Annotated in this window: 22 protein-coding genes; 10 read left to right on the forward strand and 12 right to left on the reverse strand. The window is 60.0% G+C overall.

The genetic code is table 11. The annotated features are described in order from the left end of the window. Positions 1 to 170: 170 nt before the first annotated feature. The 4 genes from Enr13x_RS16805 to Enr13x_RS16820 form a co-directional block, all read right to left on the reverse strand. Positions 171 to 881 (reverse strand): response regulator transcription factor, encoded by a 711-nt coding sequence (locus tag Enr13x_RS16805; RefSeq protein WP_145387952.1) that lies wholly within the window; start codon positions 879 to 881, stop codon positions 171 to 173. Then, complete coding sequence (locus tag Enr13x_RS16810; RefSeq protein ID WP_145387955.1) at positions 882 to 2552, reverse strand: sensor histidine kinase; 1671 nt, start codon at positions 2550 to 2552, stop codon at positions 882 to 884. It abuts the gene before it with no gap. 589 nt (positions 2553 to 3141) lie between these two features. Further along, complete coding sequence (locus Enr13x_RS16815; protein WP_231744345.1) at positions 3142 to 4545, reverse strand: vWA domain-containing protein; 1404 nt, start codon at positions 4543 to 4545, stop codon at positions 3142 to 3144. A 188-nt stretch (positions 4546 to 4733) separates the two neighbouring features. Continuing rightward, positions 4734 to 7019, reverse strand: a complete 2286-nt coding sequence (locus Enr13x_RS16820; RefSeq protein ID WP_145387957.1) for an Hsp70 family protein — start codon at positions 7017 to 7019, stop codon at positions 4734 to 4736. Between the two features lie 494 nt (positions 7020 to 7513). On the opposite strand from Enr13x_RS16820, the gene Enr13x_RS16825 reads away from it, so the two are divergent. The 3 genes from Enr13x_RS16825 to Enr13x_RS16835 all read left to right on the forward strand — a co-directional run bounded on the left by Enr13x_RS16825 (position 7514) and on the right by Enr13x_RS16835 (position 9858). Then, positions 7514 to 8008, forward strand: a complete 495-nt coding sequence (locus Enr13x_RS16825) for a hypothetical protein (protein ID WP_145387958.1) — start codon at positions 7514 to 7516, stop codon at positions 8006 to 8008. A 7-nt stretch (positions 8009 to 8015) separates the two neighbouring features. Then, positions 8016 to 8930: a sugar phosphate isomerase/epimerase family protein gene (locus Enr13x_RS16830; protein WP_145387960.1), complete on the forward strand. Its 915-nt coding sequence runs from the start codon at positions 8016 to 8018 to the stop codon at positions 8928 to 8930. 82 nt (positions 8931 to 9012) lie between these two features. Next, on the forward strand, positions 9013 to 9858 hold the full coding sequence (locus Enr13x_RS16835) for a sugar phosphate isomerase/epimerase family protein (protein ID WP_145387962.1): 846 nt from the start codon (positions 9013 to 9015) through the stop codon (positions 9856 to 9858). On the opposite strand, the gene coaD is transcribed toward Enr13x_RS16835, so the two are convergent. Both coaD and Enr13x_RS16845 read right to left on the reverse strand, forming a co-directional pair. Further along, positions 9855 to 10361, reverse strand: a complete 507-nt coding sequence (gene coaD / locus Enr13x_RS16840) for a pantetheine-phosphate adenylyltransferase (RefSeq protein WP_145387964.1) — start codon at positions 10359 to 10361, stop codon at positions 9855 to 9857. The genes Enr13x_RS16835 and coaD overlap by 4 nt on opposite strands. Before the next feature lie 82 nt (positions 10362 to 10443). Continuing rightward, positions 10444 to 11556 carry an aminotransferase class V-fold PLP-dependent enzyme gene (locus Enr13x_RS16845; RefSeq protein ID WP_145387966.1) on the reverse strand — a complete coding sequence of 371 codons (1113 nt, stop codon included), beginning with the start codon at positions 11554 to 11556 and terminating at the stop codon, positions 10444 to 10446. A gap of 284 nt (positions 11557 to 11840) precedes the next feature. On the opposite strand from Enr13x_RS16845, the gene Enr13x_RS16850 reads away from it, so the two are divergent. The 4 genes from Enr13x_RS16850 (at position 11841) to Enr13x_RS16865 (ending at position 14419) form a co-directional block, all read left to right on the forward strand. Beyond that, entirely contained in the window at positions 11841 to 12044 is a 204-nt protein-coding gene (locus Enr13x_RS16850; RefSeq protein ID WP_145387967.1) for a hypothetical protein, read from the forward strand. 179 nt (positions 12045 to 12223) lie between these two features. Next, positions 12224 to 13366 carry an LptF/LptG family permease gene (locus Enr13x_RS16855; protein ID WP_145387969.1) on the forward strand — a complete coding sequence of 381 codons (1143 nt, stop codon included), beginning with the start codon at positions 12224 to 12226 and terminating at the stop codon, positions 13364 to 13366. Further along, positions 13363 to 14049 carry a TIGR04283 family arsenosugar biosynthesis glycosyltransferase gene (locus tag Enr13x_RS16860; RefSeq protein ID WP_145387971.1) on the forward strand — a complete coding sequence of 229 codons (687 nt, stop codon included), beginning with the start codon at positions 13363 to 13365 and terminating at the stop codon, positions 14047 to 14049. Before Enr13x_RS16855 ends, Enr13x_RS16860 begins: the two co-directional genes overlap by 4 nt. Before the next feature lie 187 nt (positions 14050 to 14236). After that, a complete protein-coding gene (locus Enr13x_RS16865) occupies positions 14237 to 14419 on the forward strand; it encodes a hypothetical protein (RefSeq protein WP_145387973.1) in 183 nt (60 codons plus the stop codon). A 108-nt stretch (positions 14420 to 14527) separates the two neighbouring features. On the opposite strand, the gene Enr13x_RS16870 is transcribed toward Enr13x_RS16865, so the two are convergent. The 3 genes from Enr13x_RS16870 to Enr13x_RS16880 form a co-directional block, all read right to left on the reverse strand. Then, positions 14528 to 15649 carry a hypothetical protein gene (locus Enr13x_RS16870; protein ID WP_145387975.1) on the reverse strand — a complete coding sequence of 374 codons (1122 nt, stop codon included), beginning with the start codon at positions 15647 to 15649 and terminating at the stop codon, positions 14528 to 14530. 319 nt (positions 15650 to 15968) lie between these two features. Further along, a complete protein-coding gene (gene tadA, locus Enr13x_RS16875) occupies positions 15969 to 16445 on the reverse strand; it encodes a tRNA adenosine(34) deaminase TadA (protein WP_261344186.1) in 477 nt (158 codons plus the stop codon). A gap of 8 nt (positions 16446 to 16453) precedes the next feature. Beyond that, positions 16454 to 17371, reverse strand: a complete 918-nt coding sequence (locus Enr13x_RS16880; RefSeq protein WP_145387977.1) for a family 16 glycoside hydrolase — start codon at positions 17369 to 17371, stop codon at positions 16454 to 16456. A gap of 105 nt (positions 17372 to 17476) precedes the next feature. Here Enr13x_RS16880 and Enr13x_RS16885 point away from each other — a divergent pair, with 105 nt between their 5' ends. Beyond that, on the forward strand, positions 17477 to 17911 hold the full coding sequence (locus Enr13x_RS16885; RefSeq protein ID WP_145387979.1) for a VanZ family protein: 435 nt from the start codon (positions 17477 to 17479) through the stop codon (positions 17909 to 17911). Here Enr13x_RS16885 and Enr13x_RS16890 read toward each other — a convergent pair. After that, the gene (locus Enr13x_RS16890) at positions 17854 to 19056 is read right to left on the reverse strand and encodes a potassium channel protein (RefSeq protein WP_197456084.1); all 1203 of its coding nucleotides are present in this window, start codon (positions 19054 to 19056) and stop codon (positions 17854 to 17856) included. The two genes, Enr13x_RS16885 and Enr13x_RS16890, sit on opposite strands and share 58 nt — an antisense overlap. 237 nt (positions 19057 to 19293) lie before the next feature. Here Enr13x_RS16890 and Enr13x_RS16895 point away from each other — a divergent pair, with 237 nt between their 5' ends. Further along, positions 19294 to 19509, forward strand: a complete 216-nt coding sequence (locus Enr13x_RS16895) for a DUF1289 domain-containing protein (protein ID WP_145387981.1) — start codon at positions 19294 to 19296, stop codon at positions 19507 to 19509. 471 nt (positions 19510 to 19980) lie between these two features. Here Enr13x_RS16895 and Enr13x_RS16900 read toward each other — a convergent pair whose 3' ends face one another. Together Enr13x_RS16900 and Enr13x_RS16905 are read right to left on the reverse strand one after the other, a co-directional pair. Then, positions 19981 to 20766, reverse strand: coding sequence for a methionine-R-sulfoxide reductase (locus tag Enr13x_RS16900; protein WP_231744346.1), 786 nt, complete (start codon positions 20764 to 20766; stop codon positions 19981 to 19983). After that, a complete protein-coding gene (locus Enr13x_RS16905; RefSeq protein ID WP_231744347.1) occupies positions 20759 to 22030 on the reverse strand; it encodes a prepilin peptidase in 1272 nt (423 codons plus the stop codon). Before Enr13x_RS16905 ends, Enr13x_RS16900 begins: the two co-directional genes overlap by 8 nt. A 154-nt stretch (positions 22031 to 22184) precedes the next feature. Between Enr13x_RS16905 and mtnA the strand changes: the two genes are divergently transcribed. After that, complete coding sequence (gene mtnA / locus Enr13x_RS16910; protein WP_145387982.1) at positions 22185 to 23234, forward strand: S-methyl-5-thioribose-1-phosphate isomerase; 1050 nt, start codon at positions 22185 to 22187, stop codon at positions 23232 to 23234. Positions 23235 to 23292 lie beyond the last annotated feature (58 nt).

Genomic DNA, 23292 nt, shown 5'->3' on the forward strand with positions numbered 1-23292 from the left:
ATCTGGGCCCATGTGGCGTAAGCTTCCAGCTTGCGGCTCCACAGTGACGCGGAAGCTGACGCTTCCGGGGAAGGCAAGCAAGATGCTTACCCCACGGTGGCGTAAGCTTCCAGCTTGCGGCTCCACAGTAACGCGGAAGCTGACGCTTCCGGGGAAGGCAAGCAGGATGCTTACCCCACCGTAGGTTCGTAGCGGTAGCCGACGCCGTAGACGGTCTGGACGATCTGGGGATGTTTGGGATCGATCTCGATCCGTTTTCGAAGCTGGCTGATCGTCTGGTCGATCGTTCGGCTGTTGGGAACGTGGTCATCCTCCCACGCGGAGCGGAACAGGTCGGCCCGCTTGACGACTTCGCCGGGCCGGGCGAACAGGGTTTGCAGGATCAAGACTTCGCGGCGGGTCAGCGAGATCGCTTCATCCCCCCGGCGGGCGCGAAGTTCTTTTGGGCACACCTCCAGTCCCCCCATTGAAAAGGGCGCGTCGGAAAAGGTCTCCCGAACGTCGGTGGATTCGGCCAGACTGCGACGGGCGACGGCGCGGATTCGCGCGATCACTTCTTTGGTCCCGAAGGGTTTGACGATGTAGTCGTCACCGCCGAGTTCCAGTCCGATCACCTTGTCGATCTCTTCCGCCTTGGCCGTGATGAACAAGATCGGCATCGTCGGAGACTGTTGGCGAAAGTACTTGCAAACGTCAAAGCCGCTGAGCCCGGGCATCATCACATCGAGGCAAGCGATGTCGGGCGGCGACGCATCGAACAGGTCCTTGGCATGCCGTCCATCGGCGGCTTCGGTGACAAGGTACCCTTCGCTTCGCAGCACTTCGGCCAACGCGGCTCGGGTGTTCGGGTCGTCTTCGGCAATCAAGATGTGATGTGTCATTTAATCACCAATCGGCAGGGTGAATGAAAACGTCGCTCCACCAAGCGGAGCTGCCGAAGACAACAGCAAGGCGCCGCCGTGACGTGCCGCGGCGCGGCGCGCGATGGTCAGACCGATGCCGGTTCCGCTGGGGGCATGAATCGAATCATCGACGCGTTGGAAGGGACGAAAGATTTTTTCCCGATCAGCCGTTGCGATGCCCGGTCCGTCATCGCTGACCACCACCCGCAACGTGCGTGTCGGCCCCGAGGGGTCGTCCAACAGATCACACTCGATGACACAATGGCCGCCGCGGGGGACGTATTTTTCGACATTGCTGAGTAGATTCACCAAGACCATTTCGACCACGTCGCCGTCGATCGAAACCTGATCGCGACACCGGCACACGGTCTCCAACGTCAACCCCGCCGCTTTAAAACTGGGCGTGAATTGCTCGGCGATCCCGGCAATCAGCTCACCGATGTCCGTCGGCTCGCGGCGCACCCCGAGCGGTTTTCCGCTGGGGCGAATCATTTCCAACACGCCGCTGACCAGACGCTGCAAACGCCGACTTTCATGGTCGATCACCTCCAGCCGCTTGGCAAGCGAATCGCTCGCATCACTCTTGGCGACGCGCTGCAAATCGGACTCGGCCAGTTCCGTGTAAAGCCGGATGTTGGTCAACGGCGTGCGCAATTCGTGCGACACCTGACCGGCAAAATTGACACGGCTCTTGGCTTCGTTGACCTGCCGCTGCACCGACGTCAGCACATAAAAACCGACCGACAGCAGGATCAGCGCCAGCCCCGCCGACGACAGATACGTGGGGATCGAACTGGACGACGGCATCAGTGATGGATCGACGTGCAACCTGAACTGCCAACTGGCCAACGGCGATGACAACGGCGACGTGACCAGGGGAGGCAACGAAAACTCTTCCGCCTTGCCCCATCGATAGACCAATCGCTTCGCCTCATCGACCAACGTCAGGCTGCCGATCGGAGTTGACGTCAGTTCCGGAAGATCCACCTTTGACCCTGCCGCGGTGATTCGCGACGACGATGGCGCAACCGACCGGCCGCGATGATCCGGCAACGCGGCGATCAAATCCGCGATCCAACGACTCCGTTCCAGCAACACGCCCACGGTGGAACCGTCACCGCGGGTTCGCCAATAAACCACTTGCGCGCCATCGGCCATGTACCATTGCTGCCACGCCGATTCGGTAGACCAAGATTTGGCGGTGGTCGATTTGGACGAGACCTTCCCGCCGGACGATTGTGAATCCGAATTCACGTTCGGCAACGGACGCGCGTCGACCAGGCCGGGAAGCGCCGCGGCGACCTCGGTGGCATCGATGCCGACCGAATCGCTGGGTCTGGGAAAGACCATGGTTCCGGAGGGGTCGACGACAATCCCCTGGCGAACGATCGGGACCTCACGCCGCATCCGTCCCAGCGTTTCAAACACGGAGGACGAAGCGTCGAGCTGTTCGTCCAAACGCAACGCATAAGCATCGAACAGTTGAACGATGCGGCGGTCGGCATCGGTCAGCTGGGACGAAAGCAGCGCGGCCAGATTCTCTTTCGCCGCCACCTGGCTGGCCTTGACCGCGTTGGCACTCATCCACCCCAACAGCACCATCGGTGCCGCGACTAGCAGGATCAGTGCGAGGAACAATCGACGCGGCATGGGGGGAGGGTCCTATTCCTGAATTCCGTTCATTGTATCGTCGGGCTCCCGACCTTAAACCGCCCGGCGTCGCGCTATGACGTTCCCCTCCTTCACAGAGGTCTTAAGACTTGTTCCCGGGCTCCGCCTGGGAACGATATATTTCCTGTGTTTGACGAGGTTGTAGCGGCAGGGCGCAAGCGCGCTGTCGATTGAGTGAGCCGCGGGCGCGTCAGCGGCCGGGCATCCAGGCGCCCGCCCGAGGCCTTACGGCCAGCGGCTCACCATCGACCGCCACAAGCTCTCCGGTTCTTTGTTATTGAGACCGTCCAGCTTAAGGCGATCGCTTTTCTGACGTACGATGGCCCTTCCGGGCCGTCGCCCGTGGGGCTCTGCACGACGACCTAGAAAGGACGTCGTACACCCCTCCGCCGACCACCTCTCACCCATTCGGCAGATCATTCAGATTTGTCGCGTTTCGCGCTCGCCCTAAGCTGGACGATCTCTATTGCCAACACACCGGAGGGCTCGCGCCCTGCCGCTAACAAATCGTTCGCGGCGTAAGGCGGAGCCTGGGAACGAGTCGCGACATGACCTTTCGCGGTGGGACCTAATTCTTGTCCGCCGGGGGAGCTTTTTTCACTCGCATCTGTTGCTGCGCCGCGTTCTTGCTTTGCTCGTAACGCATCGCTTTGCGCGAGTAATTCCATTCTGCCGGACTCTGGATGATCACCGATTGATCCTGATTGAGCTTGGCGTTGCGTTTCAGTTCCCTGGACAGTTCCTCCCCGAGCTGGGCGCCGTAGAGGTCTTCGAGTTTTTGCAACTGCACGCTATTTCCCAGCAACAGCTCCTTGGCCTCTTGGATGCGTCCGGCGTCACGCAGTGCGGTGGCTTGGACGTTCTTTTCGTTGGCCAGTTGGATCGCGCAGTAGGCCGCGGTTTCGTGATCGCATTCTCGGGCCACCGCTTGTTTGTCGTCGCTGAACCGAATTTCGATGCTGCTGGTCAACGTGTCCGTCGTCTGGCTGAGCATGTTCTGGTACTCGACGGTGACCGAGGCGAGCGGCCGTTTGCTGCCCGCTTCGCCGGCGTCGACTTCGACTTCGATCACAAAGTAGCGTTGTTGGCGGGCGTACAGTTGGGCCAGCGGAATGTAGATGTCTTGTCCGCTGATGTCCGCTTTGTTGTTGAGCACGCGGACGGGACGAATGCCCTCGCCGATTTTCGCGTGAATCTTGAAATCGCTGGCCACCACGCTCATCAAGTCATTGAATTCCTTTTGAAAGACGGCTACCAAATCATCGGCTTGTTCGACAAACATGTGGTTGCCGCTGCCGGCCGACGCCAACCGACTCATCAGGTCTTCGTTGTATCCGAGTCCGAGTCCGAGCGTGCTGACGCTGATCCCTTCTTTGACCAGCGACGCCCCCAATCGTTCCAACTCACGCGGGCTCTTCGGCCCCACGTTGGCCTGGCCGTCGGAGAGCAGGATCACCCGATTGACCGAATCACTGTCCAGGAACTTGCGGACTTCGGCGGCCCCTTTGCTGACCCCGGCAAACAGGGCGGTGCTGCCGCCGGCGTTGACCGAGCGAATTTTTTGGATGATCGATTCGCGATCGGTGGCTTTGGTGGCCGGCACCAGCACGGTCGCAGAATCGGAATACAGCACGATGGACACGATGTCGTCATCGCGCAACCGGCGGACCGCTGCGATCGCCGCCGCGCGGGCTTGAACGATCTTTTGACCGCCCATCGACCCACTTTGGTCGATCACAATCGCCGTGTTCACCGGCGGACGTTTTTCGTTCTGCGGAACGTCAAACCCCGTCAAGGAAATGCGGATGTGATTGATCTGCTTTTCCCCGGCCAGCATCGTCGGATTGGACACCCCGACGTCCAATGACAACTGTTCGGCACGCAACGTGTTCGATCCGCTGCCGAGCATCGCCGCCACCGCCAGCCCGATCGCCAGCAGGACGGGCGCGTTTTTCCAATGAGTCGCAGACATCGTTTCGATTCCCTTGTTCAGGTGGTCACTCGTCAGCTGCACATCCGGGGGCGATCACAGAAATCGCCGACACACCGATCCACGCCATCGGCTCAGAACCAATGGCACGCCGCAGCTATCCTAGTAAACGATGATTCAGCGATTTAATGGTCTGGATCGTCTCAAAACAATGTAAAAGAAATGTCACGTCACTTTCGTTTGCGACCGAACAGGCCGCCGGCCTTGCGCGGCTTGGCCGGATCCTTCGATTCCGCCGCGGGTTTTCCTCGCCCCTTGCCGGTGGGCGCGTCGGTGACGATCAACGGCACGTCGCCCTTGCGGGGCGATTTTGCCTCGCCGCCCAACGCCGCCAACATGGCCAAATCGTCGGCGTCGGCTTTGACCGTCGGCGCCGCGTCCTTGGGATCCAAATCCAATTTCGGTTTTTCCGAAACGGTCGGCTTGGCCGATCCGGCCGCGACCGCCAGATTCTGGGCGTCGGCGACCGACAGCTTCGGAGCGGCGGCGCGGTCGTCGGTCTCGATCTTGATCGCGGCTCGTTCGCCCGAGGCGTGCTTGGCGGAGGCGGCGTTTCCTGACCCGACCGAGCGGGCGGCGTAGACGGGCCTGGATTCACGCACGGCGCCTGGGCGGTCGCCGTCTGGGTGGTCGGCATCTGGGCGGTCGGCCGATTCGCCCGGTGCGGGCGAACTCGGCGGCTGAGACACACCCAAAATCGCGGCGGCCGTGGAAGCGACCACCGGCGTTGCCGGTGACGCGGGTTCCGGTTCGGCGTGCTGCAAGGCGGCGAACCCTTGGACTTGATCGGCCACGGGAGCTGCGGATTTGTCGATGGAACTTTCATCGGGCAAAACGTCGGCGGCGTCGCCGGTCAAGTCGTCCGGCGAGAATAGGGCGGAAGCGTCGTCACCGTGCTCGGCCAGGCTGGCCAACATGGCGTCGCTGAGTCCGTCGTCCATTCGACGCGTCCAGGCTGCGAGTTCGTCGCCCGACAATCCGGCAGCCCGATTGAGGGTCATGGTGATTTTTCGATCGATTTCGGGCAGCGACGCATGAACGGTCAGCCGGCCGTCGGCGCGATAATCGAATCGCACTTCGACGTTGGTTCCCTTGGGCGTGCCCTTGGGCAAGTCGGCGACGACGCATTTGCCGATCGGGGTCGCATTGATGCCGCGTTTATCGCCGCCTTCGACGATCTGGATTTTGACGTTGGCTTGATTGTTGACGTGGGTTCGAAACCGCACCATCTTCCGCGCCGGCAACTTGCTGTTGCGTGGGATCATGATCTTGCGTCGCGGTTGGTTCGATTTGGGATCGAGGGCCAAGACGCCCAGATCGTGCGAGTTGACGTTGCTGACGGAGATGCCGGTCTTGTCATTCGCGCCGGCGGACAACATGCCCGCATACAACGCCGCGCCGTGGCTGACCGCTTCGTCGGGCGAAAGCGATCGATCGAGTTCCATTCCGCTGAGCTGCTGCAGTTCGTCGCGGATCATCGGCATCCGCGTCGAGCCGCCGACCAAAATCAATCGTGTCAGATCGGGCCAATCGATGCCGGCGTCGTCGAGCACCAGATGAACGGTCATGATCGTCCGCTCGACCAGATCCACGCAGCGCTCGGAGAATTCCTTTTGCGTGATCTCGGTCCGCAGCCGCCGACCGTCGTTGGCGAACGCCACGGTGACCGATTCGCGTTGCGTCAGCGCGTGCTTGGTTTGGTTGGCCTTGCGCAGCAACTCCTGTTCGGCCTGGGGATCCTGCCGGGGATCGAGTCCGTGTTCGGCGAGGAACGCTTCGGCGATCAGGTCGACCAGTCGGCTGTCCCAATCAATACCGCCGAGGTACACGTCGCCGGCGGTCGCGATCGTATTGAAATTTCCTTTTTCAATCTCCATCACGGTGACGTCAAAGGTGCCGCCGCCGAGGTCGTACACTAACACGGTCTCGCGCCGCTGGTTGGCAACTCCGGCACCCAAAAAACCTTGCTGGACACCATAGGTGATCGCCGCGGCGGTCGGCTCATTGATGATGTCCAGCACCTTCAGTCCGGCCAGTCGCCCCGCATCCTGGGTCGCCTTCCGACAGGGCTCGTTGAAAAATGCCGGCACCGTGATCACCGCTTCACTGATTCGGCCGAGTTTCAATTCCGCATCGGTTTTTAGCTTTCGCAACACCAAGGCTTGAATGACTTCCGCCGGCAGATGTTTGCCGCGAATCGCTTTTTCATAATACTGCTCGCCGACGTTCCGTTTGGCAAACTGGGCCAATCGATCGGGCTCGAGCAGTCCGGCTTCGACGGCTTCGATCCCCACGATCGGGCGTTTTTGATCGAAGAACACGGCGCTGGGCGTGGTCAGGTCGCCCTCGGAATTGCGAATCGTTTCGGGCCGACCCTCACCGTCCAGGAAGGCGACCGCCGAAAAGGTTGTGCCGAGGTCGATTCCGACCGGTGGCTGCGTCTTGCTGTCAGTCATAAAGAAAAACGAGTCCGTCCAACGGAACGAAGTAGAGAGAAAAGATTGTCGTAGGAGAACGCCGAAGGTATCAGATTGTACCCGCCCGGTCTGTCCGACGTGATGCCGTTACGTTCCTGCAGGAGAGGCTTCCCGCGGTTCGCTTCCGGAAAAGGACGCGAAACGCGACCAAGACCAACGAGTTTGCCGATTCAGTGTGATGCGGTTTGCGGATCGGCGTACGACGTCCTTTCCAGGTCGTCGGGGGGAGAGTCCTGCCGCCGACGGCGTACGACGTCCTTTCCAGGTCGTCGAGGGAGAGTGCTGCTGGCGACGGCCCGGAAGGGCCGTCGTACCCAATAGGGAGAGTCCTGGCGGCGACGGCCCGGAAGGGCCGTCGTACCCGAAAAAGCGGCCGCGCGGCGGGTGCGATCGATTCGGTTAGACTGTCGCATCCTGTACACTATTGCCCCCGCGTCGACGTCCATTTCCGCGTTGTGAAGTTTTGCCCGCCCATGCAATGGCCGCAGCTACCCGATTACGGATGTTTCTTGAGATGGCCGGAAAATGGCCAAGGGTTCATCCACCCCGACGACACACCGATCGCGACTCAATTGATCCCCAGCCCGCGGGTGCTCAAGCGAGTTTCGTTCGATGGCGTTTATTACCACTACGTCTATGGCCGGCTGCGGTTTCGATTGCGACCGGCGATGTGGTTGCCGATCCGCATCGAAGCGATTGAAATCGGCGATCAAGTCGAAACGAAAGGCGTGGGGCTCGAGCGCGAGCGTTTCGTGGCGACCGTCTGGGGCATGTACTACGTCCAACGCAAAGGTTGTATCTTGTACCGGCTGCGACGCGGCGAACAACTGGTCCCCAAGCTGTTTTCGGGCGACCAATTGCGGTTGCTGACGAACAAGACGACCGTGCGTCCTCCCACCACCCGGTATCGCGCCCCCAACTGGAATGGGAAAGGCGAAACCGTCCCCGACACCCAACTCGACGAGTAGATCAGCCATGCAACTCGGTTACGTCACCGCGATTCTTCCCGAAGCGGATCTGCAGCAGGTTTTTCAGACCGCCGGGGAGATCGGCTACGACTGCGTGGAAGTGATGTGCTGGCCGCGCGGCAAGGCGACGCGGCGGTACGCAGGCATCACCCACATCGATGTCCACGCACTCGACGACGCGACCGTCGAATCCATCCAGACCCTGCAACAAGACAGCGGGGTCACGATCAGCGGGTTGGGTTACTACCCCAACGCCCTGTCCCCCGATCGCAACGAAGCCGACTTGGCGGTCGAGCATCTTCGGGCGGTGATCCTGGCGGCCCGTCGATTGGGCATCGGCACGATGAACACGTTTATCGGTCGCGATTGGACCAAGAATCTTGACGACAATTGGCCACGTTTTCTGGAGACGTGGAAACCGATCATCGAACTGGCCGAACAACACGACGTGCGAGTCGGGATCGAGAACTGTCCGATGTTTTTCACCAACGATGAGTGGCCGGCGGGCAAAAACCTGGCCCATTCGCCCGCCATCTGGCAGCGGATGTTCGACGACATCCCCAGCGACCATTTCGGGCTCAATTACGATCCCTCGCACCTGGTGTTTCAGCACATCGATTACCTTGCACCGCTGGCCGAATTCGCCGATAAACTCTTTCACGTCCATGCCAAGGACGTCCGCGTCGATCGGGCACGACTGGACCGCGTCGGCGTCCTGGCAAACCCCAACGAGTGGCACTCGCCGAAATTACCGGGGATGGGCGACGTCGATTGGGGACCGTTCTTTGCCGCGTTGACCGACACCGGCTACAACGGTCCGGTTTGCGTGGAAGTCGAGGATCGCGCTTACGCAGGATCCGACGAGGACTGTTTGCGGGCGTTGAAACAGTCATACAACTTTCTTCGCAACTTCGTCGTCTGACGTTCCGCCGACAACGCCTCGATCGCCGTCGGTGATCTCAATCATTCAATCACGCTTTACCACTCTTTCGGATATCAAACAAATGGAATCTTGGCCCATCGGTGTGTTCGCTTCGCTCGACGCCGGACTCGGCGTCAAATGGGACGTCATCAAAGAACTGGGACTGCCCACCATCCAACTGCACGCACCGCAGCCCGCCAAGCGTGACCGGGCGACGGCGGAAGAACTCAAGCAACAGCTGGACCAAATGAACGTGCGTTGCACGGCGGTGTTCGGCGGATTCGACGGCGAAAGCTATGCCGACATCCCCACGGTCGTCAAAACGATCGGCTTGGTGCCGGCAGAAACTCGCGAAAGCCGCTTGGCCGAGATGCGTGACATCGCCGATTTCGCCAACTGGCTCGGCTGTGACGCCGTCGCGCTGCACCTGGGTTTCATTCCCCACGACAGCTCCGATCCGCAATACGCCGAGATCGTCAAGGTCGCCGCGGAACTTTGCCAACACTGCGCCGGCAACGATCAATTCCTGCATTTGGAAACCGGACAAGAGACCGCCGAAGGCTTGCTGGAATTCATCGCCGCGGTCGGCTGCGAGAATCTGAAAATCAATTTCGACCCGGCCAATATGATCCTCTACGGCACCGGCGAACCGATCGAAGCGCTCCGCATGCTCGCCAAACACATCCGCAGCATCCACTGCAAAGACGCCACGTGGAGCGACAAGCCGGGCGAAACCTGGGGCTGCGAAGTGCCGCTGGGAAAAGGCGATGTCGACATGCGCAAGTATCTCGAAACGCTGCACGAAATCGGCTACCAAGGCCCGCTGACGATCGAACGAGAAATCCCCGAGGATCCCGTCCGACAAAAACAAGAAATCGGCGGCGCGATCGATCTGCTCACCCGACTCCGCGACGACATCCTGGGTTAGGCCCCCATCTGCTCTCGCAACGGCGCGATGATTTCGCGGGGGACAAACTTCGCCAACTGCTCATCGTCCCGACTGACGCTGGCGATCTGTTTCAAAAGCGAACTGCTGACGTGCGAGAACCGTTCGTCAGCCATCAGGAACACGGTTTCGACGTCTTCGTCCAATTGCCGGTTGGCCATCATCATCGTGAATTCGCCGGCGATATCTGTCATCGGGCGAATCCCACGCACCATCAGTCGCGACCCGAGCGAACGGACGAAATCGACCGCCAGCCCGTCAAAGAATTCGACGCGGACGTTTTCGATGTCCTTGGTCACCGTCCGCACCAACTCGCGGCGTTGCTCCGGCGAAAACAGGGACCCTTTTTCAGCGTTGATCCCGATCCCAATGACCAACGTTTCAAACAAGCGACTCGCTCGATGGATGATGTGAAGGTGCCCCAGCGTGATCGGGTCAAAGGATCCGGTGTAAACAGCGATCCGCCGCTCGTTGTTTTCATTCATGCGTGATTCGGGGGGGTAGAAAAGGTTTCGATCGCTCGTTTGATTCGATCGCTCGTTTGATCCGACGAGTGGTGCGAAAGCACTATGCCGACGCAACCACGTCGACGAGGCGCTCCAGGTCCGCGCTGTCATTGTAAGCATGAATGCCGGCCCGGATGCCGCCCCCGCGGCAACTGACGACACAGCCCTGCTCCAACGCCCGGTTGCGAACCGCCGCGGGATCTTTCCCAGGCACCCCAAACGTCACAATCCCCGAACGGTGCTGACGCTTGCCGGGCATCTGGGTCGGCAGACCGACCGCGCGCAACCGGTCATCCAGTTCGGTCGCCAAACCGAGCACCCGGTCGCCGATCGCGTTGGGTCCATGTGTCTGGCGAATCGCGTTGAACATCGCCACGCTGGCTCCCAATGCGGCCGCGGCGGACATGTTGGCCGACCCCGGCTCGAACCGTGCCGCCGTTCGCCGCAGATCCAGTTTCGGTTCCGCATAATTGAATGTGTTGCGGACACTGTTCCAACCGACGCTACAGCAACGCAGCCGGTCCAGATGACGCTTGCGAATCACCGCCACGCCAAACCCTTCCGGACCCAGCAACCATTTGTGACCATCGGCGGCCAGAAAATCGACGTCGGTCTTCTGTAGATCCAGATCAAACACCCCCAGCCCCTGGATCGCATCGAGGAACACCAAGACTCCCTCCGCGTGCGCCCGCTGGACGATCGATTCCAGATCGGCGCGAAAACCGCTGGCATACCCGACCCATGACAGAGAGATCATGCGCGTCGAATCATCGACGTGGTCAAACAAGTCATCCGGCTCGACACGTCCATCGCGGCGCGGCACGATCCGCACCTCGACGCCGCGGGAGGCCTGGTTTTGCCAGGGGTACAGATTGCTGGGGAATTCGCCCTCGGGAATCACGACCGAATCGCCGCTCTGCCAGGGAAACCCCTCGGCGACCAGATTGATCCCCGCCGAGGTGTTGGGGACAAAACAGACCTCGTCCGTCTCGGTGTGCAACAGCTCGGCGAACGCTTGACGCAGCGATTCCACCCGCCCCGCCCAAGTGGGCCAAACGGTATCTCCCTGGCGTTCGGCTTCGTCGGCATAGTTCCGCAGCGCTGCGGCGGCGGGCATCGAAAGCGGGCCGACGGCGGCATGGTCCAAATAGGCCCAATTTTCCGTGATCGGCATTTTTTTTCGCCACCAGCCCCATGGGTCGGAACGGAGTTGTGGGTCAGAAATCGGCTGAGAGGACGTGTTTGGCATGATTTTGGATCGTCGAATCGCCCTTCTAAACGGAATTTACCGAAAAATTGTCCCAATCCGGGGCCAGAGTGGCTCTCGGTAAACTAGCGATATCACGTAGGCTTGGGAAACATGTACTCGGGCAACTATACTGCGGCCCTTTCCCGGCCGCGATACGAGCGTTCCGTCTGGCCCTTCCCTCATTTCACATTCGTTCCGAGGTTCAATTGATGCCCAAGGCACTCTGTCTTTTTAGCCTTGTCGCGTCGATCTTGGTCGTCAGCCTGTTCATTTTAGACGCCGTTGCCTTACTGTCTGGCCAAACCAGCTTGGCGATTTTGGGTGGTGCGAGTCTGATGATGGACCTCACCTTTGCGATCTTGGGCGGCGTTCTGATCTACTTGAGCTGGTCGACGTATCGCGAACAGCGATAGCGTTTCGATTCGATCTTGCGTCGGCCGCCGACCCGGTGGGATGCTTGCACGATCGCTGAGGATCCCCCTGGTGCTCTTTCAACGCGTCGTTTTCGCGTCGCGGAAAATCGTCAAGGGATTCGGCCGGTATGGTCAGCGTGGCAGGCAAAACGTTTCCATCTCTGTGAGTCCGATCCGCCGTGACGCAAATCGATCGTTACATTCTGGGGCTGTTCTTCCGGACGTTTCTGGTCTGTTTCGCCTCGCTGTCTGGAATCTTTGTCGTTTTCCATGCTTTCCAGAACATGAACGACTTGGCGGAACTGGCCGAATCACGCGGCGTCGGGATCTCCCGCGTCATGTGGTATTACTACGGCCCCTACATGCTGCTGCTGTTCGACTGGACGGGTGCGATCATCGCCTTGATGTCGCTGTTGTTCGTGGTCGGATGGCTGCGCCGAACCGGCGAATTGACCGCGACGCTGGCCGCCGGCGTGTCGCACGGACGGATTTTCCGCGCGATGGTTTGCGCCGCCCTGGCCATCGTGTTGGTTCAACTGGCCAGCCGCGAACTGCTGTTGCCCACGATGCGCGATGCGTTGTCGATGAAAAGCAAAGATCTCTCCGGCGACGCCCCCCAGCCGATCTTGCCCAGCTATGACAAGATCAGCGGGATCTTGCTCGAAGGTCACTCGATCCGCCCGCGCAGCAAAGAAATCCATCAGCCCAATTTTCGCCTCGATGTCGAATACGCGGGCTTTGGTGAAGCCATCGTCTCGGCCTCGGCGCGCTGGTTGCCGGCCGACGAAAACCACGATGAAGGCTACTTGATGCAAGACGTCTTCAACCCACCGGCGATCGACTCCATCGCTTCGGCGCGACGTGACGGGCGTCTGGTTCTGATGACGGCCCACGACCAACCCTGGCTCGCGCCGGGGCAATGCTTTGTGGTCACACCGGTCAATGCAGAAATCCTGCAGACCGATCAGTCCTCCACCCGGCTGTGCAGCAGCCTGCAGCTGCTGGAACGCCTGCGCAATCCTGCGGTTCACAACTCGATGGCGACGCGTGTGCTGTTGCACGAGCGGATCATGAGGGTGCCACTGGACTTTTCGCTGTTCCTGCTCGGGTTGCCATTGGTGGTCAATCGTCGCGGCCGCAACCTGTTCATGATGATCGGCGCGGCCATCGGCACGGTGATGCTGTTTTTCGCGCTCAAGACCGCCGGCAGCGCGATGGGCGGCGGGGGCTACCTGCTCTCACCCGCGGTCGCCGCGTGGATGCCCTTTCTGGTGCTCGGACCGATCGCCTATGTCAGACTTCGCGAAGTTGAAACGGTATGACGCCGCAACAGGTTTCGGTCATCATCCCGGCGCTCAATGAAGCCGCACGGATCGAAGCGGCAATCGAATCGGCCTGGAACAACGATGCGGGCGAAGTCATCGTTTGCGACGGCGGCAGCAGCGATTCAACCCCCCAGCTTTCGCGGGCCCGACGGGCGACCGTCGTCACCGCCGCACGCGGCCGAGGCAACCAACTCGGTGCCGGGGCCCAAGCCGCCACGGGATGCGTGCTGCTGTTCCTGCACGCCGACAATCGATTGAGCGACGGCTGTTTGTATGCGATGTGCCAGCGCATTGATGCGTCCGCCCAACCACAACAGTGTTGGGGGGGATTCAAGCAGCGAATTGAGGAGCCCAGAGTCCTGTTCAGGTTGCTGGAGTGGGGCAATGCCATCCGCATCCGATGGCGCGGCGTACCATTTGGAGATCAAGCGGTGTTTGTCACCCGAACGCTGTATGACCGCGTGGGAGGATTCCCGTCCGTTGCGTTGATGGAAGACGTTCTGCTGTCGCGCGCACTGCGCAGACATTCTTGGCCGATGCTGGTCGATGCCCTCGTTCACATCGACGCGCGGCGCTGGACAAAACGCGGCGTTTTGAGACAGACCGCTCGAAACTGGGGCATTCAACTCGCTCATTGCTTGGGGGTGTCCGAGAGCCATCTTGAAAAATGGTATCGATGATTCGCGGCGTTTTTGGTCTTTCCAGCTCGAATTCTCGTTCGAATCCGACGCGGGACCTTGCGGCCGGCTGCACTGAATTTAGAATCGATTGTCCGTCTGAGGGCGCGCGATTGACGCAGTGAGTGTTTGATCGGGACAAACACGCAATCACGTTTTGCCGCTCGGATGACCCCTCGAGGTTATCGTTTTGCTTACTGAAGCCACCGTTGAAGAGATGTTCCGCAAGTTGATTAGCGACCCCCAACGTGGGGAAAACGTTTTTGATGAAGCAGAAGATCTCCTGGACGAAGAACTCCGGCCGGAGAGCCCGTTGCGGCACCGATTGAGCCAGGAGTTAGAGGAATTGCGAGAGTTGGCCGAGAAAGCTTGATCACCTCTCCGAAAAATCGCGGCCACCGATGCCGCATCAAACAAAGAAAGCCGCGACGGAATGATTCCGCCGCGGCTTTCATTTTGTAAGACCGATGGCTGAGCCCGCCTAGCGGTTCAGCGTGATCCCGAAGGTGCCGCCGACCATCAAGTAGTCTTGGTCGTTGTCACCGCCTCGCAGGATCGAATTGTCGATGTCACCGCCCCGCCACAGACCGCGGGCAACATCGATCAGCTGGAACCCGGCTCGCACCGTGATCGCACGGGACAGTTGGTAGCCCAGTTCGCCGCGGACATCGAACCCGAGGAAGAACTCTTCGTTGCGGGTGTAGTCGCGGTCGGTTTCCTCATACAGGATCCGAGAGATTTCGTCGCCTTCTTCGATCGTGTCGGTGCCGTCGTACACGACCGCTTCGGTGTGTCGGTTGTTGTAGCTGCTTTGGAAGTTCGCCCCCGAGAAGACTTTGAAGTCGGTCGCGAAGGTGAATCGATCAAAGAACTTGAAGTATCGGAATCCGATCTGTCCGGTGATCGCTTCGTTCTCGGTGAATGCCTGATCGGTCGTCATCAACTCCGACGCGGCACCGTAGGTGGTGACCAAGTTCGGACGTCCGGCGAGCCCGTCTGCGATCTGATCCGGATCGTTCGAACTGATGAAGTTCTGACGGACGTTGGTGTCTTCGATTCGGAACCAACGGAATCCGACCATCGGCTCCAGCATCCCACCGTAATGATAGGGTTCCAACCGCCACGTCTTGCTCAGTTCGTAGCTGTCGAAATCGATCACGTTTTCGCTTCGCTTCTCATCGACGAATCGATAATTGAATCCGCGATTGTTGCTGATCCCGGGAATCGCTTCGAATCCGAACGGGGGTGCCGCGTTGGTCGCTTCGCCGTCGAGCTCGTCTTCGTTGAAGCGATTGCCGCGTTCCTTGCGGACGCTGAAGAACTGACCGACGTCGTTGTCGACCCAGCTGAATAACCAGCCCTTGTCGGCATCGGGCAACATGAACCCGACCTCGTAACGGTGGCCCCAGCCACTGTCCAGTCCGGACTCAAGTCCCTGGGCATTGTTTTCCAGTTCAGGCCGCGAACCGTACAGGTTCAAGCGGTCGTAGGTGGCGAACCAACCCGTATTGGCTCGCTTCTTTGGCTTCATGTCCGCCAAGTCCATGTCGTAGATCGGCTCGAACCAACGGAAGTCGGGATCGAACTGAAGCGGATCCGCCACGGGGACGTGCTCCTGAGCCTGGGCCGAAGCCATACCACAGAGCAGTACAAGGGATCCAAAAATTCTAGCCGTCAGCTTCCGTACCGACATCGCTGTTCCACCGTCTATTAGAAGTCGTCCGTAGTGGCCGCCGGAACCTGCCTGCAGATTCCATCCGCGGCCCGCGTTGGGGTGCATTGACCGATTTTCTTTTGTCTCTTGACACAAAGATTCGGTCGTGACGGTCTTATCGGACAGGTGGAACGCCAGGGCTTAGTCCGATTATCGCGAGAAGTCGCAAAAGTCCGAGAATCTTGAATACCGGTACACCTTCACAGGCTCACTTTTTCCCCATCGCTCGTTTGCTAGCGAAAAAATCGGTCAAGATTTGACCGCAGCGCTCCGCCTGGACACCGGCGATGACTTCGGCCTGATGATTCAGCCGATCGTCGCTGAGCAGCTGAAACAGGCTGGTCACCGCGCCGGCCTTGCCGTCGCTGGCACCAAAGACCACCCGGGGGACCCGGGCCTGGAGGATCGCCCCGGCACACATCGGGCACGGTTCCAGGGTCACGTACAGTGTCGTGTTCTCCAACCGCCAATCGCCGATCGCCGCGGCCGCTTGCGTGATCGCAATCATCTCCGCATGCGCCGTGGGATCCTTCAGCATTTGCCGCTGGTTGGACGCCGCACCGATGATCTGGTGGTCACGGATGACGATCGCCCCGACCGGCACCTCGTCGAGTTCGACGGCCTGATAGGCCAGCTCAAGGGCGCGGCCCATGAAGTGCTCGTCGACCTGCTGTTGTGGAATCACCGGCGAACCTACTTTGCCACTGCGATTTCAGAAGCGTGCAGCCGCCGCAATTGGACGTTGCGGATTTGCGAATCACATTCAAAGTTGGCAATCCCCATCGGCGTGCAGGGATCCATCTCAAAACGGATGTCAAACTCGTGGTCCGCGCGCGGGTGGCTGAACAATTCCTTGCCGTCGACCCAGACCGTGATTTTGGTCGTCTCCACACGCAGCCGGGCGCTGTACCACTTTTTGTCGTCATAACTCATGAACATCGTCGTCTCGTTGTCGCTGGCGTCGCGGCCGTCGATGCTGCTGATCCCGGTGATCCCGCCCCCCCATCCGCCCATCACCAGGCTGATGTATTGGTCGGCCACCGGAACGGTGAAGGCGCACAGAAAGTCATAGCCCGAATTGCGTCGACATTCCCAGCGAACTTCATAGTTGTCGCGCGGCAGCGGCTGGGCGCTGTCGGATGCCGGCTCGTTCGCTCCGGTCTTGGCCGCATCACCCTCAAACGGCCCCGTCCAAACCACGCCGGTCAACGGGTCGCCGTGTTCCAACTTGATCACATCGTCTTTGATGATCACGTCGCCTTCCCCTCCGAACTGACAGGCTTTCCAGTGGCCGGTCAGCGAGATCCAGGGCGTCTTTTCGGATTTGTCCGCCGAGTTTTCGGCCGCCGTCGGGTTTTGTGCGGCAGAGTCTTTTGCGGAGGAGTTTTCGGAGACCTCGCCGCCGACAGCCTGGTCAGATTCCTGACCCGCCGTTTCGGCTTGCGCGGCTGGGGCATGCTCTGCTGGAGCTTGCTCTGCTGGGGCATGCTCTGCTGGAGCTTGCTGAGCTGTGGCTTGCCGGGCAGGCGTCACGGTTGCTACAACCGCCGCAGCGACCAGGGCGGCAAACAGCATCCGGCTGCGGGTGGTGGTTCGATGGAGACGCTGCACGTTGGTGTCCTCTTGCCTAAAGATCAATAAGCTTCACGATTCAGTTTCTGTTCGATCAGACGACATCCGGCCCCACCTCGGCGGGCCGACAAACCGACCAATCCAATGCGTCCAATCACCGGCATCACCATACTCGGCTTTCGCCTTGGCGTCATCGCTCTGGCCCTCTATTGGATCGCACTTTTTCTGGGAACACACTGGCCGGCGGGGATCGATGTCGGCCCCCAATTGAACGACAAGGTGAAACACTTCTCCGGCTACTTCGGCCTGGCGATCCTGTGCTGCTACGTCACCCAGTCTCCCGGCAACGACCGCCGCCGGTCGGCGCGGCGTTTTCTGGGCGTGATCATCGTGTTGACCGTCTACGCCAGCCTCGACGAACTGACGCAAGCGTTCTCGCCGGGCCGGCACCCCGACGTTCTCGATGCGCTGGCCGATGTGCTGGGAATCCTGACCGCCGTCGGCCTTTACAATGCCGCCCGTCAAATCGTCCGTCGATTTTCGTCGCCGCCGGTGTCCACCGAAGCCACCGAGTCGTGAAGCTGCGAGTCGTGAGCCGCAGAACAACGACAGGGCTGCAGTGACGCGACGTTACAGAGGGTACAAACCGGCAGCTCGGCGATCGGCATCCCGGCGGACATCGATTTCAAACCGTCCGCCTCTTGCTCCAGTGCCTCTTGCTCCAGTGCCTCTTGCTCCAGTGTCTCTTGCTCGGCGCATTTGAATTTCAACTTGGCGATGCGTTGACGCAACAAACGGGAATGCTTCTCCATCTCGGCCAGCTGCTTTTCCAACTTTTCAATTCGCCGTTCATCACTGACACGCAGGATGCGTTCGGTCAAGTCGAACAGGATCAACACCCGCAACGCCTTGATCGCCGTGCCCCGCAAACGATACGCGCGAGCCAGATTCGACAGCTGTTGAATCCGCATCAAATCGGCCAGACGAGTCGCCTTGGCCAAACTCAAGGTTCGCAAGAACGAGACCAGCGGCAGCAGGATGATCGCCAAATCGATCCAGTGCTCTTTGCAATACTCCAACTTCTTTTCGGCGATCGACACCATCAAAATGAATTCGGCGGCGAACGCGAACCAGATCACCCCCGTCCCGCCGTGCAGCAGAATCCGCAGCCAACGGTAGGCGGCGACCTGATCCTTGAGGAAGAATTCGATGATCAAAATCGGCATGATCAGCAGCGCGATCACCATCATCGGAACGCTGAAGTGACGTTCCAATTGGCGCTGCAACCGGCGGCCGCCACGCCGCCATCCCAACCCGGGCAACCAAATCCGTCCATGCATCTCGGGGCTGCGGGCACACATGCGAAGCGCCGGACAGATGCAAAACAACGCGCTGTGCAGATGATGTCGCAAGTGCTGGCGATTCCATGGACGGGTCACCCAGTGCACGATCGCTTCGCCGACCACAACGCACCAAATCCCCAGCATCACCAGCAACACCGCGCCCTCCAATCCGTACGGCGTCACGACCGCCATATCGGCCGCCTCCAAACTCTCGGCGTCGATCACTTGCTCGGCACGTTCTTGCAGCCCCGGCAAATCGACCCAGATCACCACCAAGACCGCCAGACAGACCAAATAGATCATCGCCAGCGAGAACATCAGCACTTCGTTTCGCCCGGCAAACCACCGCAACCACACCTTGGTGTCGAAACGCTTTTTCATCTCGAACTCCTGATGGCTTGGACGACGCGTACGATCAAACGGGGGTCCATCGGGGGTCAATCCGCAACCCGAGACCCGCCCCCCGATGAGAGGATTTTAGCAGACGGATCGGAAGAGTGGTGTTGCCCGTTAGGCCGCAGACGGAGACGACTGGGGCGCCCGTCGCGGGGCCCACCGACGGAAATCGTCACCATCAGCCCCTCCGCATTTTGATGGTCGACGGGGTACACTCTGCACATGAACGCTGAAAACCAGTCACCCGATCCGTCGTCCCCGGTCACCTCCCAGTCGCCCTGCGTCGACCTGTGCGCGATCGACGCATCGGAAACCTGTCTGGGCTGTTTCCGCACCCTGGATGAAATTGCCCGCTGGTCCCTGATGACCGAAGATCAAAAGCGAGCCACCAATCGACGCTGCCGTGAACGCCGCACCTCAAAAAGCGGAACGGAGTAATGAAGGCGCGGCCGAGACAGGAGACACGAAAATGGATGACAAGAAAATCGGCAACAACGACTGAAGAATCCGGAATCAGATCAACAAAATATTCTTGTCACCCATTTTCTCGTCTGACTTTTTCCGGTTCTTCCGCGAATTTAGTGGCTGCTCTCGGTTACTCGGGGAAGGTTTTTTGAGGGATGACTGCGATGTCCGATGGTTCTGTTCGGTCTGATGGCGAAGCCAGCTGTAGCGGAGACGGGCTCTGCGGAGGAGCAACCCGCCTAGGAATCACCTGGTCTGCGATGCGGCGAAGGTGCTTCGTGCCCTCCACCGGCCCGCGTCGCCGGAGGGGCGTTTGAACCGAGCGGTTGTCGTCCAACACCCATTCGGACATCGCAGCAATGCCTCAAAAAACCTGGGTCCTGAGTGATTAGCCACTAAAATCCACGAAGAACCCTTTTTCCCCGCCCCCGATTTTACTGCCTCCTATTTTTCTGCCTTTTCCCCATCCTTCGGCTTCCCATCCCCCGGCTTCCCTGCCCCTGCCTTGATCACCAGCTTAGGCGGCAGCTCTTTGCCTTCGGGGATGAACTTCATCGAAATCGAATTGACGCAGTGCCGCGTGTTCTTTTCGGTCAGTCGTTCGCCTTTAAAAACGTGTCCGAGGTGACCGCCGCAATTGGCGCACAAGATTTCGGTTCGGTAACCATCGGCATCGGTTTCGCGCCGCACCGCGCCTTTGATTTCGTCGTCAAAACTCGGCCAGCCGCAATGGCTTTCGAACTTGTCGGCGCTACGGTACAGCTGGGCGTTGCACTGGCGACAAATGTACGTGCCGGGGTCCTTCGTCATCGTGTAACCGCCCGGTCCCGGCGGCTCGGTGCCCTTGTTCAAGATCACGTAGGCGGCATTTCGATCGAGCGCGTTGTACTCCTCGACGAAATCCAACTTCTGCTTCGGCGCCGGTTTATCGTTTGGCTCTGTCACGTCTTGTTTTTCCGATTCGGGGGCTTTCTCGCTGGACGCTTTTTCTGGCGACGGTTCGTTCGCGGATTTGTCTGACGACTCGACCGTGGACTCCGCCGGTGACGACTCACCGACCAAGACCACCGGTTCGGATGGCTCGGTGGCGACTTGTTGGGATGCTAACGGTGTGTCAACGCAACCACACACAAACACCAACAGCCCGGCACCAAACAGCCCGGCACCGCCGGCCGCAGCCATGCCCGTTGATCCGTCGCAACGACCGCGATTCTTCATATTTTTATTCACCGAACAACGTCTCCTTCATGACTCGCCAAAAGTAAAGCATCACTCCCATGATACCCGTCAGGGCCACAAACAGCCAAAGCATAAATGGCCCCAAGATCGCCAGATTGCCCAGGAACCACCCGTTGACCAGTCGATCCCACCCGAAAACCGACAGCAGCGTTCCGGCACACAGGTACGGACCGAACGGGATTTCCGAGTTGCGAGTGATGATGAAATAGACCAGAACAATGGCGATCGCGGCAATCGGGGCCAGGAAGAACGACATCACGGCGCCCTGCCAGCCGATGAACGCGCCGATCATCGCCATCAGCGTGACGTCGCCAAACCCCATCGCTTCGCGACGCATCGCCAGGCTTCCGACGATCCGGATCGCCCAAACCACGCCGCCACCGACGCCCAACCCGATCAACGCCGTCAGCAACCCGATCCAGGCGTCTCCCCCGATGCCGAAGACGATTCGAACGCCCACCGCGCCGATCAACCACATCGCCAACAGGGCTTTCCAGGGGTTGTAGGGCTTGTTGCGGACCAGCGACGCAAAGAAGTATTCGAACGCTTTGAGCGGACCGCGACGCAGTATCACGCGGCGATTGGACAACGCAAAACACCACATCGTCCAAATCCCGACGCCCGTCCACCAGCCCGTCGGACCGATCCACTTCGGATCCTCCGCCGGCGCCGGCAAATAAAACGCAATCGGAACCAACACGCCGTTCAAATCCAGCGCCGGCAGAAAGGACTCGGTCGCCGTCACGCAAGCCACCAGCAACGCGATCAACGTGCCCGGAATCGTGATCTCGTCGGGAATCGTCTGCTCATCAAAATCGATAAACGTCGCCGCGACCATCAACGAAATCATGATCAGGTGGGACACAAAGACGATCGTCATCCAAGGCTGAACCCCGGCGATCACCACCGGCACGCGATCCGCCGGCGGCAGCAACATCCCCGTCTGGGTGACGAACCAGTAATACAGCGGGATCCCGATCGCCATCGACAATTCGATCAACATCGGCCGGATCCAAAATCCGCTGCCGTGGATCGGTGCTTCGCGACGCAATCCGAACCAACCGATGATCGGTATTCGGTCCGACGGCTTGCGGGGCGGAGCCGTTTCAGCAGCCGGCACCCAAGGCCCGATCAAACGGGCGTCCCAGGCCAATCGATAAATCGCCCAGTTGGCAAGCACACCGATCGCGATCCCCGACATGGCAAGCAACACCAATCGCAGTTCGATCGGTAGCGTTATCCAAAATGCGATCAAAGAATCAGTCTCGTGGTGGTGTCCGTTGATCCGGGGCACGACGTGTTCGCCGCCGAGGACCGATGGTCTACATTGTTCAACGGATCCGCCCCCGGGTGAACCCCAGTAACCGCAGTGAACCCCAGTCACCACTTCCTTACCTCTCGTCCGTTCCATGACCGCCCCTGAAACCCTCCGCTTCGAAGACCATCGCCTGATCCTGATCGACCAGACCAAGCTGCCCGGGGAACTGGCCGAGCTGGTCTGCACGACCGTCCGACAAACCCACGACGCGATCCAACGCCTGGTCGTGCGCGGTGCCCCCGCGATCGGCATCGCCGCCGCCTACGGAGTCTGTCTGGCCGCCAGTGATTCGGCCGCCAGTGAATCGTCCGATGATTCCCCAGCGGACGAACGATCTCGGTACATCGACGCGATCGACTACTTGGCGACCAGCCGCCCGACCGCGGTCAATCTGTTCTGGGCCCTCGACCGGATGCGCCACGTCGTCGAATCCACGCCCGTGGAAAAACTCAACGACGCGTTGGTCGCCGAAGCGAAACGGATTCACGACGAAGACCGCGAAATGTGCCACGCGATCGGACGCAATGGGGCTCCGCTGCTGTCCGAAATCGACACGGTGCTGACCCACTGCAACGCCGGCGGACTGGCCACGTCGACCTGGGGGACGGCGCTGGCGCCGATCTATCACTTGCACCAAACCGGAAACGCCCCCAAAGTCATCGCCGACGAAACGCGTCCGCTGCTGCAAGGCGGACGGCTGACCGCTTGGGAACTCTCCCAAGCCGGCGTCGACGTCACCGTGATCACCGACTCGATGTCGGGGTCCTTGATGCGACAAGGCGTGATTCAAGCCGTCATCGTCGGCGCCGATCGGATCACCGCACGAGGCGACGTGGCCAACAAGATCGGAACCTATCCCGTCGCCGTGTTGGCCCGACATCACGGCATACCGTTCTACGTCGCCGCCCCGACCAACACGTTCGATTTAGAACTCGACTCCGGTGACGACATCCCGATCGAGCAGCGGGGCCGCGATGAAGTCGCCGCCCCGCACGGGGTCGGCATCGTTCCCGACGCCGCCAACGTGCTCAACCCGGCCTTCGACGTCACCCCCGCCGAACTGGTCACCGCGATCATCACCCAGCGCGGCGTGATCCATCAACCGACCGCCGAAGCGATCGCAAGACATTTCAATAGCTAGTGCTTTGTCAGCTTTCAATTTTCGAGCCTGCGTTTGTCGAGCGGAAAAGGGGTCAGGT

The sequence above is a fragment of the Stieleria neptunia genome, from assembly GCF_007754155.1.
GTDB lineage: Bacteria > Planctomycetota > Planctomycetia > Pirellulales > Pirellulaceae > Stieleria > Stieleria neptunia.

Coding starts and splice junctions, on each gene's coding strand:
- Enr13x_RS16805 (WP_145387952.1), bottom strand. CDS start 881: ATGACACATCACATCTTGATTGCCGAAGACGACCCGAACACCCGAGCC.
- Enr13x_RS16810 (WP_145387955.1), bottom strand. CDS start 2,552: ATGCCGCGTCGATTGTTCCTCGCACTGATCCTGCTAGTCGCGGCACCG.
- Enr13x_RS16815 (WP_231744345.1), bottom strand. CDS start 4,545: ATGTCTGCGACTCATTGGAAAAACGCGCCCGTCCTGCTGGCGATCGGG.
- Enr13x_RS16820 (WP_145387957.1), bottom strand. CDS start 7,019: ATGACTGACAGCAAGACGCAGCCACCGGTCGGAATCGACCTCGGCACA.
- Enr13x_RS16825 (WP_145387958.1), top strand. CDS start 7,514: ATGCAATGGCCGCAGCTACCCGATTACGGATGTTTCTTGAGATGGCCG.
- Enr13x_RS16830 (WP_145387960.1), top strand. CDS start 8,016: ATGCAACTCGGTTACGTCACCGCGATTCTTCCCGAAGCGGATCTGCAG.
- Enr13x_RS16835 (WP_145387962.1), top strand. CDS start 9,013: ATGGAATCTTGGCCCATCGGTGTGTTCGCTTCGCTCGACGCCGGACTC.
- coaD (WP_145387964.1), bottom strand. CDS start 10,361: ATGAATGAAAACAACGAGCGGCGGATCGCTGTTTACACCGGATCCTTT.
- Enr13x_RS16845 (WP_145387966.1), bottom strand. CDS start 11,556: ATGCCGATCACGGAAAATTGGGCCTATTTGGACCATGCCGCCGTCGGC.
- Enr13x_RS16850 (WP_145387967.1), top strand. CDS start 11,841: ATGCCCAAGGCACTCTGTCTTTTTAGCCTTGTCGCGTCGATCTTGGTC.
- Enr13x_RS16860 (WP_145387971.1), top strand. CDS start 13,363: ATGACGCCGCAACAGGTTTCGGTCATCATCCCGGCGCTCAATGAAGCC.
- Enr13x_RS16885 (WP_145387979.1), top strand. CDS start 17,477: ATGCGTCCAATCACCGGCATCACCATACTCGGCTTTCGCCTTGGCGTC.
- Enr13x_RS16890 (WP_197456084.1), bottom strand. CDS start 19,056: ATGAAAAAGCGTTTCGACACCAAGGTGTGGTTGCGGTGGTTTGCCGGG.
- Enr13x_RS16895 (WP_145387981.1), top strand. CDS start 19,294: ATGAACGCTGAAAACCAGTCACCCGATCCGTCGTCCCCGGTCACCTCC.
- mtnA (WP_145387982.1), top strand. CDS start 22,185: ATGACCGCCCCTGAAACCCTCCGCTTCGAAGACCATCGCCTGATCCTG.